Below are 16,695 nucleotides of genomic sequence, written 5' to 3'. Positions count from 1 at the left end.
GCCGCCCACTCAAAAAGGGCGACCTGAATGACAAACGCTCCGCTGCTCGAGATGAAAGGCATTGCCAAACGCTTCGGCAACACGAAGGCGCTTGATGGCATCGAGCTCGTACTCAATCCCGGCGAGGTTCTCGGCCTGGTCGGTGAGAACGGCGCAGGCAAGTCGACGCTCATGAAAATCCTCTCTGGTGCATATGCACGCGACGAAGGCACCATTGCTGTCAGAGGTAAGGGGGTCGATCTGAACAATCCCAAAGACGGGTCCAGGGCCGGCATCGCGATCATCTACCAGGAGCTGAGCCTGTTTCCGGACTTTGACGCCGCCGAAAATATATTCGCGGGCAGGGAGCTGCGGCACGGGCGTGCAAGTGCATCACCGCTTGACCATTCGGCCATGCGGGCAGCCGCCTCGCGTATCCTGAAGGGCGAGTTAGGCGTCGACGTACCTCTCGACAGGCCAGTTCGAGAGCTTAGCCTCTCGCATCGGCAGATGATCGAGATCGCCAAAGCCATTAGCAGCAACGCCGACATCATCATCATGGACGAGCCGACCGAAGCGCTCGAGGAGGTCGAACGCAAACAGCTGTTCGCCATCATCAAGAAGCTTCAGCAGGCCGGTAAAGCTCTCATATATGTGTCTCACCGGATCCAGGAACTCCTCGGCATCGTCAGCCGCGTGATGGTCTTGCGCGATGGCAGCGCGGTCGCAGACCTGCCCGTATCGGAGCTCGACGTAGACAAGGTCGTCAGTGCGATGATCGGCGGCTCTCTCGCAAAACAGTTTCCTCCCCGCGTCCCGGCAAGGTCCGAACCCTCGTTGGACGTTCGCGGTTTGACGAAAAGGGGTGTCTTCGAAGACATCACCTTCTCGGTAGCCCAGGGTGAAATCCTCGGCGTCACGGGTCTCGAAGGATCAGGCAAGAGCGCGCTCCTGCGGGCGATCTTCGGGCAGATCCCGCATGAGACCGGCTCGATTCTGATCGACGGAAAGCAAGCGGCGATTTCGGACCCGACGGACGCTATTCGTCAACACGTCGCCTTCTTGCCCGCCGAACGTAAAACCGAGGGGATTTTTCCACAACACAATGTCGCCTGGAACCTCTCTATCGCCAACCTTCGAACGCTCGGCAAAATCACGTTGATGCCGAAAAAGGAGCGCGAGATTGCCTCCGGCTACATCGCCAAGCTCGGCGTGAAATGCGACGGCCCCGGTGCCGACATCACATCGCTGAGCGGCGGTAACCAGCAAAAAGTCATGCTTGCTCGCTGGCTGCTCACCCAGCCAAAGGTGCTCATGCTTGAGGAGCCAACGCGTGGCGTCGACGTGCGTGCCAAGGCCGAGGTCTACACCCTCATCCAGGCTGCTGCGAAGGACGGCTGTGCTGTCATCGTGGTGTCCGCCGACAACGCGGAACTTCTTGGACTGTGTCACCGGGTCGCGGTCATGTTCGAAGGACGGATCTCGGCGGTCGTCGATGCGGCGACCTCCAAGGAAGAAACACTCGCTCTTCATTCGGTGAGGCCGCCGCAAGGCCATCATCTTCAGGGAGGTATCCATGGCTGATATTGCAGCTACACGCCCGCGCTCGCCCCTTACGCTCGCACGCAGCGGCGGCAATGCCGGCGTTTATCTGGCCTTCGTCGTTCTTCTGGTGGCGCTCGGCTTTGCCGCTCCGCGGTTTTTCACCTTCGGCAACTTGACTGACGTTCTTCGTCAGGCGGTCCCCATTGCCGTGACCGCGTTTGGAGCGACCTTTGTGATCGGGATGCGGGGCATCGACCTCTCCGTCGGTTCGACACTTGCGCTGAGCGGTCTTGTGACCGCAAACCTGATTGTGCTTGGCTATCCCGTTCCTCTGGCATGCGCAGGGGGGATTGCGGTCGGTGCGGTGATCGGACTGGTGAACGGCATCCTGATCACCAAGGTCGGGATCACGGACTTTATCGCCACAATGGCCATCATGGTCATCAGCCGCGGTATCGTGATGGTCTACACTCAGGGTATTCCGATCGTCGGAGCCTCCGACCCCGCCTTCCGAATGATCGGCCAGAGCTATGCCGGCGGTGTTCCTGTTCCGGTCATTCTGACCGCCATCGTCTTCGCGATCGCCTTCTACCTTCTCTATTACACGCGTTTCGGCCGTTTCGTTCTCTCGATCGGCAGCAATCCGGACGCTGCCCGGCTGGTCGGCATCCCCACGGACAAGGTCAAGATCGCCGTTTACGTGCTGGTCGGGGTCCTGTCGGCCTTCGCGGGCGTTCTGCTCACCTCGCGCCTTGAAGCCGCCATGCCTGAAGCCGGCCAGGGGTACGAGCTGGATGTCATAGCTGCCGTGGTTATCGGCGGAACGGGTTTGTCCGGCGGGCGCGCCACTCTTTTTGGAACCGCCGTAGGTGCCGTTTTGATGGCGGTCGTCCGCAACGCGCTCAACCTGCTCAACGTGAACACCTTCTGGCACCAGGTCGTCATCGGCACGATCATCCTGATCGCCGTGGCAGCCGATCGTTTCAGTCGCCGCCAAAAGGCCTGAGGAGACGATGATTAAATATTCCGAGCTCCGCAAGTCCGTTCTTGATGCAAATGCCGCGCTCTACGATAGCGGCCTTGTCATCTCGACGTTCGGTAACGTCAGCGCTATCGACCGCGAGAAGCGTGTTGTCGCCATCAAACCGAGTGGCGTTTCCTATAAGGCAATGCAGGTCGCAGATATCGTTGTAACCGACCTCGATGGCAATATCCTAGAGGGCACGCTGCGACCATCGTCTGATCTCGATACGCACCTGGAACTCTACAAAAGCTTCAAGTCTATCGGTGCCGTGGTCCACACGCACTCGTTCTTCGCGACGGTGTGGGCCCAATCCGGCCGGGGTATCCCTGCCATGGGAACGACCCATGCCGACTATTTCAACGGAACGATCCCCGTTACTCGCAAGCTGCGCGACGACGAAATCATAGACGGTTACGTCCGCAACACGGGCAAGGTCATCGTCGAGGCACTCGGAAATAATGCGCCGCTCTCCGTCCCCGCAGCCCTGGTTAACGATCACGGTCCCTTCTGCTGGGGCAAGGACGCAGCCGACGCCGTTCATAACGCGGAGATGCTCGAGGCTGTCGCCAAGATTGCCTTCCACGCCCGGCAACTGAACCAGGACGATCCAGAAATTTCCGACGCTTTGCTGGACCTCCACTATCAACGCAAGCACGGCCAGTCGGCGACCTACGGCCAGCCAGACAGTTCCAAGTAGGATTATCATGTCGATTGTAGCAGGAGTTGATTTCGGAACTTTGAGCGTGCGGGTAACGCTGGCTGATTCCAAGAAGGGTTCCCTTGGAACCTGCGTCGCGGAATATCCTCTCGAGCGGCGTCGTTCCGATCCCGACCTGGCAACGCAGTCCCACGTAGATCATATGGAAGCGCTTGTGCTGGCGATGCATCGAGTGATCGACGAATGCGGCGTAGATTCCAAGGAGATCCGTGCGATTGCGGTCGACACGACGGGGTCCTCGGTGTTGCCTGTCGACAAAAATATGCAGCCTTTGGGGGACTACTACCTCTGGTGTGATCACCGCGCCAAAGCGGAAGCCGAAGAGATAACGGCGATGGCGCACGACATGCACATTGAAGCAATTGAATGGTGCGGCGGAACCTATTCCCACGAGTGGGGCTTTGCCAAGCTTCTCCACTGGATGCGCCACAATCCCGACCAGCGCGAGCGCTTTGGGACCGCCGTGGAACATTGCGACATGGCGGCCGCGGTCCTCACCGGAGTGACCGACACGGCTCGCATGGTGCGCAGCGTCTGCGCCATGGGACACAAGTGGATGTGGAACCCGAAATGGGGTGGCTTGCCCTCGCAGGCTTTCTTGTCCCGCGTCGATCCGCTTTTCGACGGCGTGCGCGAGAAGATTGGCGGAACATATCAGACCTCTGCTTCGATCGCAGGTGGGCTCAGCACATACTGGGGCGAACGACTCGGCCTGACCTCCGGGATACCAGTTCCCACGGGTGCGTTTGATGCCCATTGGGATGCAATTGGCGCTGGCTGCCGTCTGGGGGACGTCGTCAATGTGATCGGTACGTCGACCTGTATCATTGCCGTTAGTGAACGTGTGAAGCTAATCCCCGGTGTTTGCGGCGTCGTCCCAGGGAGTGCACATCCAGACCTTGTGGGAGTTGAGGCAGGCCTGTCTGCGACAGGCGACCTGTTCGATGCAATAGCACGACGTGCCGGCACGACGGTGTCCAGGCTCGCTGAAGGCCTGGAAAGCATCGAAGGCGGAAAGACCGGTCTGATGCGTCTCCCCTGGGACAACGGGGACCGGACGGTTCTCGTCCGCTCCGACCTTGGTGGAATGACGCTTGGCTGGCATCTCGGCCATACAGCGCAGGACGAACTGTATGCCGCGATTGAAGGTACGGCTTTCCACACACGGGTTGTCCTGGAGCGGATGGAGCAGCACGGCGTTCCAGTGAACCGCGTCATTAATGGGGGAGGTATCCCGCAAAGGAACGACATCCTCAACCAGATCTACGCCAATGTTATAGGCAAGCCGATATTGGTCCCCGACGGTATTCCGACCGGTCTCGGTTCGGGAATATTCGCCGCTCTTGCAGCCAAAGATCATGGATCAATCGAGAGCGCTCAGGCAGCCATGTGCGTGGGCTACAGAAAGTTTGAGCCTGATCCGAGCACGCGCGGACGTTATGAGACCCTCTATCAGCTGTTCAAGCAGGTCTATATGGGCTTTGGCACCTCGAGCCTCGCAGACTTCTCGCAAGTTCTCGGAGACATCAAGCGGATTGCTGCAGGTGAGAGTATTCGGTCCGAGTTTGGCCACCGTGCCGCGCGCAAGGTAGCATTGCTATGACCCGCTGTGCTCTTAGATCAGATGTCTATGGATCGAGAACGTGATGACGTCACTTCCATCCATTCGTGCAATACAGTCGTTCGTCGCAGCCGGCAGAAAGGGTTCATTTCTCGAGGCTGCTGCCCAGCTGCAGCTTACTCCGTCGGCGATCAGCCACCAAATCAGGCTGATGGAAGACGACCTTGGGGAAAAACTCTTTCACCGCATTGGAAGGAACGTGTCGCTCACCGAGATTGGCGAGCGATACCACCGTGATCTTTCAGAAGCGCTTTCGATGATTGAGCAGGCGACCGATGAGGTGTGCCGGCGCAACAGCGTCGACGTCCTGAGCGTCGGCTGTGCTTCAAGTCTGGCTTCGCTATGGCTTATGCCAAGATTGCCTCGGTTCGAAGAATTGTATCCCTCGATCGAAATCAGGCTTCTGTCGACATCGGATCCTGCAAAATTGTCCGATGGCTCGGTCGATGTCGATATCTGCTACGGCAGCGCTCCTCGACTGGGCTCTATCGCGGCGGAGGAGTTCCCCCTTGAGACAATCGTCGTAGCCTGCTCTCCCGAGGTGGCGAATGGCGAGCGGCCCATACGCAAGCCATCGGATCTGGTGGGCCACACCTTAATCAAGTCGGAGCAGACGCTTTACAGCTGGCAACAATGGGCGAAGGACCACGGCTTGGCGATTGACGTCAATCGCGGCGCTCGATTTCGCGATGCGTTTATGGCGATCGCGACCGCTGTCGAAGGACGCGGCGTGTGCCTGGAGAGCTACCGGCTTCTTGAACGGGATGTGGAAAGAGGTAACCTCGTCCTTCCGTTCGGGATGACAGGCCCCAACCTTCGTTGCCACACGCTCACATATGTCCGCTCGCGGCTCAGATCAGAAAAGGTCAACGCGTTCAAGCAATGGCTGGAAAACGTATGGCTTGAAGACGCTGCCTCGGCTGAAATGCGGGCGCGAGGCTGATCGAACCTCTGACGGGCAGCAAGATCGTCCGGCGTTCTTTGAAACGCTGAGACAGCAATATGCGTGATGCCCAACCTTCTCTTAGCCATGCCTCGAGATTTTTTGAAGTTTTTGCGATTGCGAGGGGAGCGGCCACCGAGCGCGATATGCGCCGTCTTCTGTCCTTCTCACCAGTCTATGCGCTGACAACTTCAAGGCCATAGCTGTAGGACCGTGTCAGATCGCGCTCCGGGCGGCGCTATCCGCGACTTAAGAGCCCGCAAGTCTATGGCTGTCAGACACGACGAGCAGGCAAAGCTGTCGCGAAGAGATCAACTGAGACTGGCAGCTCTCAGACAATCTGGATTGATATTAAGAGCGAATGCCTCCATATGTAGAGAATGATTTAGCGCGGCGTGAGCCGATTACAGGTGTTGGCGGGCGATGCAGACAGACCTACAGATATCCAGACAAAGTGCGACGTTGCGCGTAAAAGTTGAGGAGACTCTACGTCAGGCGATAGCCAGTGGGCGATTTAAGCCCGGCCAGCGACTGGTAGAGCGAGAACTTTGCGAAATGCTGGGCGTCGGCAGGACCTCGGTTCGCGAGGCAATGCGACAGCTCGAAGCTGAAGGCATTATCACAAGCTATCCCCATAAGGGACCGGTCGTCAGTACGATCACCTACGAGGAAGCGCAGCAACTCTATACCGTTCGGGCTCTTCTTGAAGGATTCGCGGGCCAGCAGTTCGCTGAGCATGGCACTGCCGCCGACATAGCGACACTTCTAGCCGCGGTGGTCGAATTCGAAGCCGCCGCCGAAAGTGGCGTCGGTGCGCGCCTCATAGATGCGAAAAACGCATTTTACAACTGTTTGATGGACGGCAGCAAAAACGTGTTCGTAAGGCAAATGCTGACAGCTCTGCACAATCGGATCAATCTCCTTCGAATGACAACCATGACGCAACCGGGACGCCTTGCGCACAGCATTGCCGAAATCAAGGATATTGCGAACGCAATCCAGAATCGCAACGGGCCGTTGGCGGCGGCGGCCTGCAAATTCCATATCGACCAGGCTGCCAAGGTCGCACTTGAATACCTCCGGAAGAACGCAGCGCTAGAAACTTAAAATTTCGATTGACAGATTGTCTGATAATCTTTTTAATCCTCTCTGAAGGAAGGCGGGTTTCATTGCTCGCACGCGTCCGGAGGAAAAAATGTCATCGACACTCAACGCAACGCGCGTGGCCTTTATAGGGCTGGGCGCGATGGGCCAACCTATGGCTCAACATCTCATTTCGGCGGGCTTCGATGTCGTCGGTTTCGACCTCTCGAAAGACGCCAAGACAAAGCTCGCTGATGCGGGCGGGCGAGCCGCCGAAACGATTTCTGACGCCATGGTCGGGGCCAGTTTCGTGATCACCATGCTTCCGAACGGCAAGATCGTGCGCGAGGCGCTGCTGGGCGAAAACGCCTGTGGCGGCCTGAAGCAGAATGCCGTCGTCATAGACATGAGTTCGTCTGCTCCAAACGACACAAGGGAGCTCGGTCTCGAACTTGCTTCTCGTGGCCTTCGGCTGGTTGACGCCCCGGTCTCCGGAGGCGTCAAGCGCGCCGTTTCTGGCACCTTGACAATCATGGCCGGTGGGGAGGATGCTGATATCGAGGAGGCCGAGCCGCTGCTGAAGGCAGTGGGACAACAGGTGTTCCGGACGGGGCCAGTTGGCTCGGGTCACGCGATGAAAGCGATTAACAACTTCGTATCCGGTGCAGGTGTGCTGGCGGCGATCGAGGGTGTCCTTCTTGGACGTGCCTTCGGCCTGGAGCCGGCGACGATCGTCGATATTCTCAACTCGTCGTCTGGAAAGAACAACGCCACCGAAGTGAAGATGAAGCAGTTCATCCTCTCTGAGACGTTCGGGTCGGGATTTGCCATTGGCCTGATGGCCAAGGATATCCGCATCGCCGCCGATCTCGCCAAGACGCTTGGTCTTCGCCTCGATGCTCTCGCCAGCACGGCAGACGCCTGGGATGCTGCACAGAAGGCGCTAGGCCCATCCGAGGACCACACCCGCATCATCCGATACGTCGAAGATCACAATTAGCCTCGGAAACTCGCGAATTCGGGCGAAACAGACAGATTGTCTGATAATCAGTTTATCTTGTCGTAGACAGTAGAGCTAGGAGCGTTGTCGAATGACCGCCACGAAAGAAACGAAAGTGAAAACACACGGCAAGGAGCGGCCTGTCCCTTCGGAACAGTTCGCTCGAGGGCTGGCGACGCGTCGTGAAGTCATGGGCGATGCCTATGTCGACGCAGCACTCGGTAAGGCGACCGACTTCACCTGGCCTATGCAGCAGCTCGTCACTGAGTATTGCTGGAACGAGATCTGGAATCGACCAGGCCTCGACAGGCGCGCGCGGTCCATTCTGAACCTTGGCATGATCTCTGTTCTCAATCGTCCGCATGAGCTCAAGGGCCACGTGCGCGGCGCGATCAACAACGGCCTTAGCAAGGAGGAAATCCAGGAGATTTTCCTGCAGGTCGCGATCTACGCCGGCGTACCGGCGGGCATCGACAGCTTCCGAAACGCCCAGGAGGTCTTCAACGAAATGGGCATCTGAAGCCGCCGCCGCTAGGCGTGGCGGAAAATTTTGAAGGGCGTGGATCGGCCGCGCCGTTTTAACTAGGGAGGAGCCGAACTTGGCCATCGATCTCGAGAAGTTCAAAAAACTGGCGCTGGAGGACTTCGAGTTCAAGCGCGAAACCCGTTATCTCAACGGCATTATCAAATGCGATTTTCCGACCCGCAGCGTCGCACTCCACTTCGAAGACGGCAAGATGGTGAAGGTCGAAGAAGCCGCCTACGACGACGAGACGTGCAAGATCGTCATCCGGGGCACGGGTGAACAGTGGGATGCGCTTCTCCAGAAGAAGCCGCGGCCGTTTTATCAGTGCCTGCAGTCGTCAAACATCAAACACGGTCTGTACCTTAGCAACAATAACGAAACCTTCGCGTATCTCCCTGCGCTCAATCGCATGACGAACCTGATGCGCGAAGCCCGCCCGGAAGGAGTAGCAGCATGACTAGGCATGATCCAATCACGGGCCGTTACGTCTACCTGACGATCGAAGGCATCGAATATCGCGTCTATTACGAGGAAGCCGGAGAGGGCATTCCCTTGCTTGTCGGTCACACGGCGGGCTCCGACGGCCGCCAGTACCGGCACACGCTCTGCGACGAAGACGTGACCAAGAACTTCCGCGTCATCGCGTTCGACTTGCCCTATCACGGGAAGTCTCTTCCTCCCCACGGCGTTCGCTGGTGGGAGAAAGAGTACAACATGACCAAGAAGTTCATGATGGATTTCCAACTGGAACTCTCTAAGGCCCTTGGTCTGGACCGCCCCGTTTATATGGGTAGCTCGATGGGCGGACATCTTGCTATCGATCTCGCATCGAATTACCCCGACAACTTCCGCGCTACTATCTCCGTCGAAGGCGCACTGCGCTCGGCTGCCGAATATGTCGATGTCGGCATGGCAGGCATTCGGAAAGAATTCGACAACCCAAACGTGAACCGCACCTCCATCGGCGCGGCCATGATGCTCAATATCTCGCCCTACTCACCAGAAGCCAATGTCCGCGAAATCCAATGGGAATATAGCTGCGGCGGTCCGGGCGTCTTCGCAGGTGACCTCTATTATTACTACTATGACCACAATGTCTCGCCCGAAGAGGCGAGCAAGATCGATACGTCGAAGTGCATGCTGTACTTCCTGACGGGCGAATACGATCCGAATACCTCCCCGGCCGACACCAAGATCGCCGCCGATCTCGTCAAGGGCAGCAAGTTCTGGACGATGGAGAAGCTCGGACATTTCCCGGTCACTGAAGACTACACCGAGTTCAGAAAATACCTGCTGCCGATCCTCGAGGAAATCCAGCAGGCATCCGCAACCAGGGCGAAGGTCGCCTGAAACAATCTCTTGGGAGGAGCATCCAATGAGACGGAGTTTAACCGGAACCATGGGGGCGCTGATCGCGGTCAGCGCCCTGACGACCACTGCTTGGGCTGACGGCGTCGACCAGCTCCCCCCCAACGAGAAGAAAATCTACGAGGTCGTCGACCCGCAGGTTCCGCTCGGAGCGAGCGCCTATAAGGACTTCAAGCCAAAGAAAGGACCGCCGTGGAAGATCGGCTACGCCAGTAGCTATGCCGGCAACACGTGGCGCGCAGCCGCCCTCGATGCCGTCATGAATGACCTCTTGCCGCGCTCCAAGGAAGCGGGGCTTGTATCTGAAGTCGTGGTCACTCAGTCCGACCTCAAGGACGCCGTCCAGATTCAGCAGATGCGCCAGATGGTTGATGATGGGGTCGATGCCATCATCATCTGCTGCTCGAACGTCACCGCCCTCAACCAGACGATCGAGTACGCCTATAAGGCAGGCGTTCCTGTTTTCTCGTTTTCGGGATACGTGACGTCGCCTTACGCGATCAACGGCGCTGCCAATCACGCGCAGGGCGGCGGCGAGATGGCGACCTGGCTCGCAGACAAGATCGGCAAGAAAGGCAACGTGCTTCTCGTGTCGGGCATCCCTGGCTTCGCCTCATCCGACAGCTTCGACAAGGCCGCCAAAGAAGCGCTGGCAAAGTATCCCGACATCAAGATTGTCGGCGAAGTGGCTGGCAAGTGGACCGACCAGGTAGCACAGGTCGAGGTGCAGAAATTTCTGGCGACGAACCCCATTCAGATTGACGGTATTCTGACACAGGGCGCGCAGGAGAACGGCGTGTTGAATGCCATGCTCCAGTCGGGTCGTGACATGGTGCCCATTACGCTGGGCGGCGAGGCTTCGGCGGCATGTTACTGGCGCCAGAATCCAGAATGGGTCGATGCTGGCTTCCATATCTGGCCGCCGCGCCGCGAGATGCAGCAGATGTGGGAGATCATGCTTCGCACGCTCGAAGGGCAGGGGCCGAAGGTACAGTCCTTCCTGCGCCCTGTCCTGCCGTTCACCATCGATGACGTTCGCGCTTCGATCCCCGAGGATTGCGATGTGAACTCGACGGATTTCGTCGAACCGAAGGCGGACGGATGGTTCCCAAGTGCGATTGCCGACCAGTACTTCGAGCGTCCTGCCGATCCCTGGAAGCCGGTAGCCAAGTAAGCCGGATCCGCCCGGTGGCTTAACTGCCGGGCGACCGTTGGAAGATCGTAAAAGCCGCCTTGGCGGACGTTGCGGGTGGGAGGTCTGCGATGGGCAGCGAGATAACAGTCAGAATGGTAGATGTCGCCAAGGCGTTCGGGGAGACGAAGGCACTCAAGAAGTGCGACTTCGAGGCCCGCGCCGGGGAGGTGCACGCCATCGTTGGCGAAAACGGCAGCGGCAAGAGCACGATGGCCAAGATCATGTCGGGCGTTTTGCACCCGGACGCAGGCAAGGTCACGATCCTGGGTGAAAAGGTTGCCTCGCCCGTCGACGCCAAGCGGGCCGGCCTGACCACCATCTTCCAAGAAGTCCTGGTTGCTGACGAGGCTAGCGTATTCGAGAACCTCTATGTCGGTCGTGACGGTGTCTTTCGTTCGCAGTCGACCGGCGATCGGCGGAGCGAAGCAGCTGAAATCCTGGCGCGGCTCGTTGGAAAATCCGTAGACCTCGATCAACTGGCAGGCAGCCTGCCGCTCAGCATCAAACAGTGGATCGTCATCGCACGGGCTATTCTTCGCAGGCCGCAGGTGCTGATCCTCGACGAATCTTCGGCCGCGCTCGACCTCGACTCGACCCTCCGGCTCCACGCGGAAATCGACCGCCTTCGTGCCGAGGGCGCGACGATCCTCATCGTAACCCACCGGATCGCGGAACTCGTGCGTATCGCCGACCGTGCGACGATCCTGCGTGATGGGATAACTGTCGGTACGCTCGGAAAGGATGAGATTACCGAGGAAAACCTGCTGTCCATGATGACGCCGGCAGATCGGCGCGCCAGCGATGCGACAGAATACGCCTCCCGAAAGAAGGCGCTATCGGCCCCTCTCATACTAACCGCGACGGGTCTCGCCGCGCACAGGTCGGCGCGCCTATTCGATTTCGACCTTCCCAAGGGGAGCATCGTCGGCGTAGCCGGGCTTGATGGGCAGGGGCAGGACGCTTTTATCCGCGTCTTGGCCGGCATCATCCAGCCGTTCGGTGGCGAGGTGAAGGTCCGCTCGGTTGATACGGACAAGATGATCGCGCTGCAATCGCTCGACGATGCGGCGAAGCTCGGTGTTTCCTACGTCTCCGGGGATCGCAAGCGCGAGGGTATCTTCCCGCAACAAAGCATCTTCGAAAACCTCGCCATCGGTGTCTACAGGAAGACGCTCGGACCCCTGGGCGTGATCCGCAAGCCCACGCTGAAATCCATGTTTAAGCGCGAAGTGGATCGTCTGCGCATCAAGATCGGCAGCCCGTCGAACAGGATCACCTCACTGTCGGGCGGCAACCAGCAGAAGGTGCTTATCGGGCGCGCCTTCGCAAACGATCCCCAAGTCATCCTCCTGAATGACCCCGCGCGCGGTGTCGATCTCGGCACTAAGCGTGACCTCTACCGGGAGTTACGTCTGTTCGCTGAAAAAGGCGGCAGTGTCATCTACGTCTCGAGTGAGATCGAGGAGTTCATCGGGTTTGCCGATCGCGTCGACGTGTTCTTCGGGGGAACGTTGTTTCGATCCCTGACCGGCGAGGAAATCGCCGAGGCACCAATCCTCGCCGCTATGTTCGGGAAAGCCCGGGACGCTTCCGTTGATTTCGATCTGGAAAGGACCGCATGATGTCCGTAACCGCTTTCCGTCAAGTCACGCAGGACCGCTCGTTGTTCGTTCCGGCCGGGCTTTTCCTCGTCCTCCTTTGCGCTGTCGCCTTCCGGGGCCAGGGTCTGTTCACGAACAATGGTCTGGCCGGAGCCATTCTGGTTGCAACGCCGCTGATCCTGACCACGCTCGCGATAACACCGATCGTCATGGCGGGCCGCGGAGCGGTGGACCTTTCCGTGGGCCCGCTCATGGGCTTCGTCAACGTCACGCTCATTACGTGGCTGGTCGGCAACGGCATCACGCACCCGTTGGCCATCATTGCCTGGGCGGTGGGATTGGGAGCAGCGTTCCAGCTGGTGCAAGCACTTGTGATCATCTATGTGCGCGTCGCGCCCATCATCGTCACGCTCTCCGGTTTCCTCGTTCTGTCGGGCGTCAACCTGATGGTCATGTCGCGTCCCGGCGGTGTCGCTCCAGACTGGATGCTAAGCTGGGGCGCGGGAACGAGCATATTTTCGCCTGTCCTGTTGCTTCTGCTCGGCGCTTTCGCAATCTGGGGCGTCCTGAGGGGCACGATGTTTTACCGCAACCTGCGGATGACAGGCGCTGACGAGCGGATGGCCTATACCAGCGGTGTGCAGGTCGACGTCGTGCGCATCATCGCCCATACGGTCGGCGGCGTTTTTGCCGGGCTGGCCGCATTGAGCTACACCGCGCTGATCTCATCCGGCGACCCGACCCAGGGCAGCACCTACACGCTGCAAGCGGTGACGGCGCTGGTCCTTGGCGGAGCTAGTCTCTCCGGGGGCCGCGGCGGTGCGCTCGGCTCGACGCTCGGCGCGATCAACATGTTCCTCATCTCGTATCTTCTGTCCACTTTCAACTTCGGGACGGTTTCCGGCTTCGTCACGCAAATGGCCTTTGGCCTGATCCTCGTTGGGTCACTTCTCGTGAACGTCTTCGTCATCAGCCGCCGCACTGTCGCGTGAGGAGTAAGGAAATGATCTCCACTGTCTTGAACACAGAAATCGGCGCGACCCGTGGCGCCAGCCCTTTGCGCAAGCACAAGAGTATTTCGATCGGCTTCTGTCTCCTTGCGTGTCTGCTCATTCTTGGAGCCCTGCTCGTGCCGGGCTTCGTGTCGCCGCAGAACGCGCGATCGATCCTCCTTCTCGCCGCCTTCCTTGGGCTGGCGTCTGTTGGGCAGACGCTCTGCGCGCTCGTTGGAGCGCTGGATCTTTCCATCCCATACATCATCGGTGGCGCCAATATCCTGCTTCCAAGCCTCATGGTGGCGGGTCTTCCCGCCCCCGTCGCCATGATCGTCGTGCTTCTCCTTGGCATTTTGGTCGGGGCTTGCAACGGCGCCCTCAGCTTCCGGCTGCAGGGTCAGGCGCTGATCATGTCGCTCGGTCTTGGTTTTGCCGCCGTCGGGGCGGTCCAGATCTACACCTCGCTCGGATCGCAGTTCGGCGGTACCGTCTTTGCGCCCGTCCCCGGATGGCTTCGCAACCTTTCGGCGTTCAATGGCAGGTTCTTCGGTCTGCCGTTTCCACCGGTTATCGTCATATGGGCTTTCATCGCCGTCGCTCTGGGCTGGATAATGCACAACACCTGGTTTGGCCGGAGCCTCTATGCTGTTGGCGGGAGCCGCACGGCCGCCGCCCGCCTCGGAATCTCGGAATTCAAGATCTGGACAGTGATTCACAGCGTCAGCGGGGCGATGTCGGCACTCACCGGAATGCTGCTCCTCGGTTTCTCCGGCGGCGGTTTTGTCGGGGTCGGTGATCCCTATCTGTTCACCACCGTGGCGGCGGTCGTTATCGGCGGAACGTCTCTTCTAGGCGGTGCCGGCGGGTATGGAGCGACGGTCCTCGGCGTCCTCGTCCTTACTGTCCTGACCTCGCTTCTCGTCGGCCTGGGGCTCAGTTTCCCGGCACAACAGGCCGTCGTAGGGCTGCTGATCGTCCCCATGGTCGCGATCTACGCCCGCTCACCACACATCCGTAATCAGATTTGAACGTTGCATCGAAAGGAATACCAATGGCTATCTCCACCGCTCTACTGGATCGCCTGAAAGACCCCTCCCTGGTACGCGAGGAAATGCTGGTAGGAGGCGACTGGCGAAAAGAGGGCGCGAGCGGCAAGACGATCCAGGTCCACAATCCCTCGACCGGGGACGTGATTGCGAGCCTCCCGAGCGCAGGACTCCAGGACGTCCGCGAAGCCATCGACGTCGCCAAACTCGCCCAGAAAAAGTGGGCCGCACGATCGGGCAAGGAACGTGCCGGCGTCATGCGGAAGTTCTTCGACCTCGTCACGGCCAACACCGAGGACCTCGCGATCATCCTGACGTCCGAGATGGGCAAGCCTCTAGCCGAGGCACGCGGAGAGGTCGCCTACGGCGCTTCCTACATTGAATGGTTCGGGGAAGAAGCCAAGCGCGTTTACGGCGACACCATTCCGGGGCATCAGGCCGACAAGCGCCTGATAGTCATCAAACAGCCCGTCGGCGTGGTGGCGGCCATCGCGCCCTGGAACTTTCCTTCCGCCATGGTCTGCCGCAAGATCGCCCCGGCGCTGGCATCCGGCTGCGCCATCATCTTCAAGCCGGCCGCCGAAACCCCATTGTCGGCCCTTGCTCTTGCCATACTCGCTGAGCGCGCGGGAATACCCGGCGGCCTGTTCAGCGTCCTGCCGACAGACAACGCCCGGATGTTCGGTGAAGAAGTCTGCTCGAACCCCGTCGTCAAGAAGCTGACCTTCACAGGGTCTACCGAGGTCGGCCGCATCCTGATGGCGCAGGGCGCACAAAAGATCATGAAGCTCAGCCTCGAACTCGGCGGCAACGCTCCCTTCATCGTCTTCGACGATGCCGACCTCGACGAGGCCGTGGAAGGAGCGATGCTGTCCAAGTTCCGCAATGCCGGCCAGACCTGCGTTTGCGCCAACCGTCTCTACGTCCAGAGCGGGGTCTACGACCGCTTCATAGAGAAACTCGCGGCGCGGGTTTCCGCGCTCAAGGTCCTTGACGGGTTCGAGGATGGAGCCACCATCGGTCCGCTGATCAACGACGATGCGGTGGCGAAGCTCTATAGTCACATCGATGACGCGGTCGGTAAGGGTGCGAAGATCGTTGTGGGCGGCGCAAGGGACGAGCGTGGTGGCACCTTCGTCCAGCCGACGCTTCTCTCGGAAGCCACGAAGGAAATGAAGGTCGCACGAGAGGAGACCTTTGCGCCGCTCGCTCCTGTCTTCAGGTTCAAAACGACGGAAGAGGTCATTGAACTGGCCAACGACACAGAGTTCGGTCTCGCCGCCTACTTCTACGCCAACGACCTTCGAAACGTCTGGAAGGTTACGGAGGCCCTGGAGTACGGGATGGTCGGCGTCAACACGGGCCTGATCTCCACGGAGGTTGCACCGTTCGGCGGCGTCAAGCAGTCGGGGTTCGGCCGCGAGGGCTCGAAATACGGCATGGATGACTTCCTTTCCATGAAATACGTCTGCATGGGCGGCATACAGTCATAGTCCAACGGCTGGTGGTGGGTCTTAAGGCTCGCCACCAGCAAGGTTTGAGCTCGTCACGGAAGCCCGATGACACATTCTGCAGAAGGCGGGGAGAGTCTTGGTCAAGACCGCGCCGACAGCCTTCAAAACGAGGCGGCCGACCGCGAGCAGGACCCGGCCGATCACGCTGCCCAGGCGAACGTCGAGGGCAGAACGGCAATGGAACGTCGGAACGTGCGGAGAGAGGCAGGGGCGAGACTCGCCTTTGTCGTGGGTCTGTCTGCTTAAGGCTTCCGTTGGCCCAACGCCTGATGACCCATCTCGAAAGTTTCGTTGGTATTTTTCGACGGGACGGAGAAAGCGCGCCACTGGCCACTCGCTGGCAAGATCATCGCCGATTGTCTGGCATTTTGCTGGTGGCACGTCGACGCAAGGCGCACGTGTCGGGGGACGCTCGGCCTGCCGGCCCGAGTGCTCTTATGGCCCAAGGGCAGCATCAGTTGAATGACGTGCGGTCGTCAACTGCCGCAAGGCCTTGATGAGGGGGTCACGGATCGCCGAGAAATTGCGCCGTCGCAG

General features: G+C 59.4%; 15 protein-coding genes. All 15 read left to right on the top strand.

Features of this window, described 5'->3' with window-relative positions:
* The first annotated feature begins 27 nt into the window (after positions 1–27).
* The 15 genes from CO667_RS29230 to CO667_RS29160 all read left to right on the top strand — a co-directional run bounded on the left by CO667_RS29230 (position 28) and on the right by CO667_RS29160 (position 16,137).
* Entirely contained in the window at positions 28–1,563 is a 1,536-nt protein-coding gene (locus CO667_RS29230) for a sugar ABC transporter ATP-binding protein (RefSeq protein WP_064843723.1), read from the top strand.
* Positions 1,556–2,530, top strand: coding sequence for a hypothetical protein (rbsC, locus tag CO667_RS29225; protein ID WP_081284272.1), 975 nt, complete (start codon positions 1,556–1,558; stop codon positions 2,528–2,530). Before CO667_RS29230 ends, rbsC begins: the two co-directional genes overlap by 8 nt.
* A 10-nt stretch (positions 2,531–2,540) precedes the next feature.
* Positions 2,541–3,245: an L-ribulose-5-phosphate 4-epimerase AraD gene (gene araD / locus CO667_RS29220; protein WP_081284277.1), complete on the top strand. Its 705-nt coding sequence runs from the start codon at positions 2,541–2,543 to the stop codon at positions 3,243–3,245.
* A gap of 7 nt (positions 3,246–3,252) precedes the next feature.
* On the top strand, positions 3,253–4,869 hold the full coding sequence (locus CO667_RS29215) for a ribulokinase (RefSeq protein WP_064843727.1): 1,617 nt from the start codon (positions 3,253–3,255) through the stop codon (positions 4,867–4,869).
* 43 nt (positions 4,870–4,912) lie between these two features.
* Entirely contained in the window at positions 4,913–5,830 is a 918-nt protein-coding gene (locus CO667_RS29210) for a LysR substrate-binding domain-containing protein (protein WP_040140048.1), read from the top strand.
* Positions 5,831–6,253: 423 nt separating this feature from the next.
* Complete coding sequence (locus CO667_RS29205) at positions 6,254–6,937, top strand: GntR family transcriptional regulator (RefSeq protein WP_040140051.1); 684 nt, start codon at positions 6,254–6,256, stop codon at positions 6,935–6,937.
* A gap of 88 nt (positions 6,938–7,025) precedes the next feature.
* Positions 7,026–7,913 carry an NAD(P)-dependent oxidoreductase gene (locus tag CO667_RS29200; protein ID WP_064843728.1) on the top strand — a complete coding sequence of 296 codons (888 nt, stop codon included), beginning with the start codon at positions 7,026–7,028 and terminating at the stop codon, positions 7,911–7,913.
* A gap of 91 nt (positions 7,914–8,004) precedes the next feature.
* The gene (locus CO667_RS29195; RefSeq protein WP_170961475.1) at positions 8,005–8,433 is read left to right on the top strand and encodes a carboxymuconolactone decarboxylase family protein; all 429 of its coding nucleotides are present in this window, start codon (positions 8,005–8,007) and stop codon (positions 8,431–8,433) included.
* 79 nt (positions 8,434–8,512) lie between these two features.
* Complete coding sequence (locus CO667_RS29190; RefSeq protein WP_064843732.1) at positions 8,513–8,896, top strand: hypothetical protein; 384 nt, start codon at positions 8,513–8,515, stop codon at positions 8,894–8,896.
* A complete protein-coding gene (locus CO667_RS29185; protein ID WP_064843734.1) occupies positions 8,893–9,789 on the top strand; it encodes an alpha/beta hydrolase in 897 nt (298 codons plus the stop codon). Before CO667_RS29190 ends, CO667_RS29185 begins: the two co-directional genes overlap by 4 nt.
* A gap of 49 nt (positions 9,790–9,838) precedes the next feature.
* Positions 9,839–10,981, top strand: a complete 1,143-nt coding sequence (locus tag CO667_RS29180; protein ID WP_237359383.1) for an ABC transporter substrate-binding protein — start codon at positions 9,839–9,841, stop codon at positions 10,979–10,981.
* An 89-nt stretch (positions 10,982–11,070) separates the two neighbouring features.
* Entirely contained in the window at positions 11,071–12,624 is a 1,554-nt protein-coding gene (locus CO667_RS29175; protein WP_064843738.1) for a sugar ABC transporter ATP-binding protein, read from the top strand.
* Positions 12,621–13,595, top strand: a complete 975-nt coding sequence (locus CO667_RS29170) for an ABC transporter permease (RefSeq protein ID WP_050577727.1) — start codon at positions 12,621–12,623, stop codon at positions 13,593–13,595. The genes CO667_RS29175 and CO667_RS29170 overlap by 4 nt, the downstream gene beginning before the upstream one ends.
* Positions 13,596–13,606: 11 nt before the next feature.
* Positions 13,607–14,626, top strand: a complete 1,020-nt coding sequence (locus CO667_RS29165; protein WP_013984697.1) for an ABC transporter permease — start codon at positions 13,607–13,609, stop codon at positions 14,624–14,626.
* Between the two features lie 23 nt (positions 14,627–14,649).
* Positions 14,650–16,137 (top strand): NAD-dependent succinate-semialdehyde dehydrogenase, encoded by a 1,488-nt coding sequence (locus CO667_RS29160; protein ID WP_013984698.1) that lies wholly within the window; start codon positions 14,650–14,652, stop codon positions 16,135–16,137.
* The last annotated feature ends 558 nt before the right edge of the window (positions 16,138–16,695 follow it).

Origin of the sequence: Rhizobium sp. L43, from assembly GCF_002531725.1 — a bacterium.
Taxonomy (GTDB): Bacteria; Pseudomonadota; Alphaproteobacteria; order Rhizobiales; family Rhizobiaceae; genus Rhizobium.
The sequence above is the reverse complement of the archived record's forward strand: the minus strand, read 5'-3'. Positions and strand labels throughout refer to the sequence as shown.

Excerpts from the sequence above, each read along its gene's own strand:
- CO667_RS29230 (WP_064843723.1), top strand. The coding sequence starts at position 28 with ATGACAAACGCTCCGCTGCTCGAGATGAAAGGCATTGCCAAACGCTTC.
- rbsC (WP_081284272.1), top strand. The coding sequence starts at position 1,556 with ATGGCTGATATTGCAGCTACACGCCCGCGCTCGCCCCTTACGCTCGCA.
- CO667_RS29215 (WP_064843727.1), top strand. The coding sequence starts at position 3,253 with ATGTCGATTGTAGCAGGAGTTGATTTCGGAACTTTGAGCGTGCGGGTA.
- CO667_RS29210 (WP_040140048.1), top strand. The coding sequence starts at position 4,913 with ATGACGTCACTTCCATCCATTCGTGCAATACAGTCGTTCGTCGCAGCC.
- CO667_RS29205 (WP_040140051.1), top strand. The coding sequence starts at position 6,254 with ATGCAGACAGACCTACAGATATCCAGACAAAGTGCGACGTTGCGCGTA.
- CO667_RS29200 (WP_064843728.1), top strand. The coding sequence starts at position 7,026 with ATGTCATCGACACTCAACGCAACGCGCGTGGCCTTTATAGGGCTGGGC.
- CO667_RS29195 (WP_170961475.1), top strand. The coding sequence starts at position 8,005 with ATGACCGCCACGAAAGAAACGAAAGTGAAAACACACGGCAAGGAGCGG.
- CO667_RS29185 (WP_064843734.1), top strand. The coding sequence starts at position 8,893 with ATGACTAGGCATGATCCAATCACGGGCCGTTACGTCTACCTGACGATC.
- CO667_RS29180 (WP_237359383.1), top strand. The coding sequence starts at position 9,839 with ATGGGGGCGCTGATCGCGGTCAGCGCCCTGACGACCACTGCTTGGGCT.
- CO667_RS29175 (WP_064843738.1), top strand. The coding sequence starts at position 11,071 with ATGGGCAGCGAGATAACAGTCAGAATGGTAGATGTCGCCAAGGCGTTC.
- CO667_RS29170 (WP_050577727.1), top strand. The coding sequence starts at position 12,621 with ATGATGTCCGTAACCGCTTTCCGTCAAGTCACGCAGGACCGCTCGTTG.
- CO667_RS29165 (WP_013984697.1), top strand. The coding sequence starts at position 13,607 with ATGATCTCCACTGTCTTGAACACAGAAATCGGCGCGACCCGTGGCGCC.
- CO667_RS29160 (WP_013984698.1), top strand. The coding sequence starts at position 14,650 with ATGGCTATCTCCACCGCTCTACTGGATCGCCTGAAAGACCCCTCCCTG.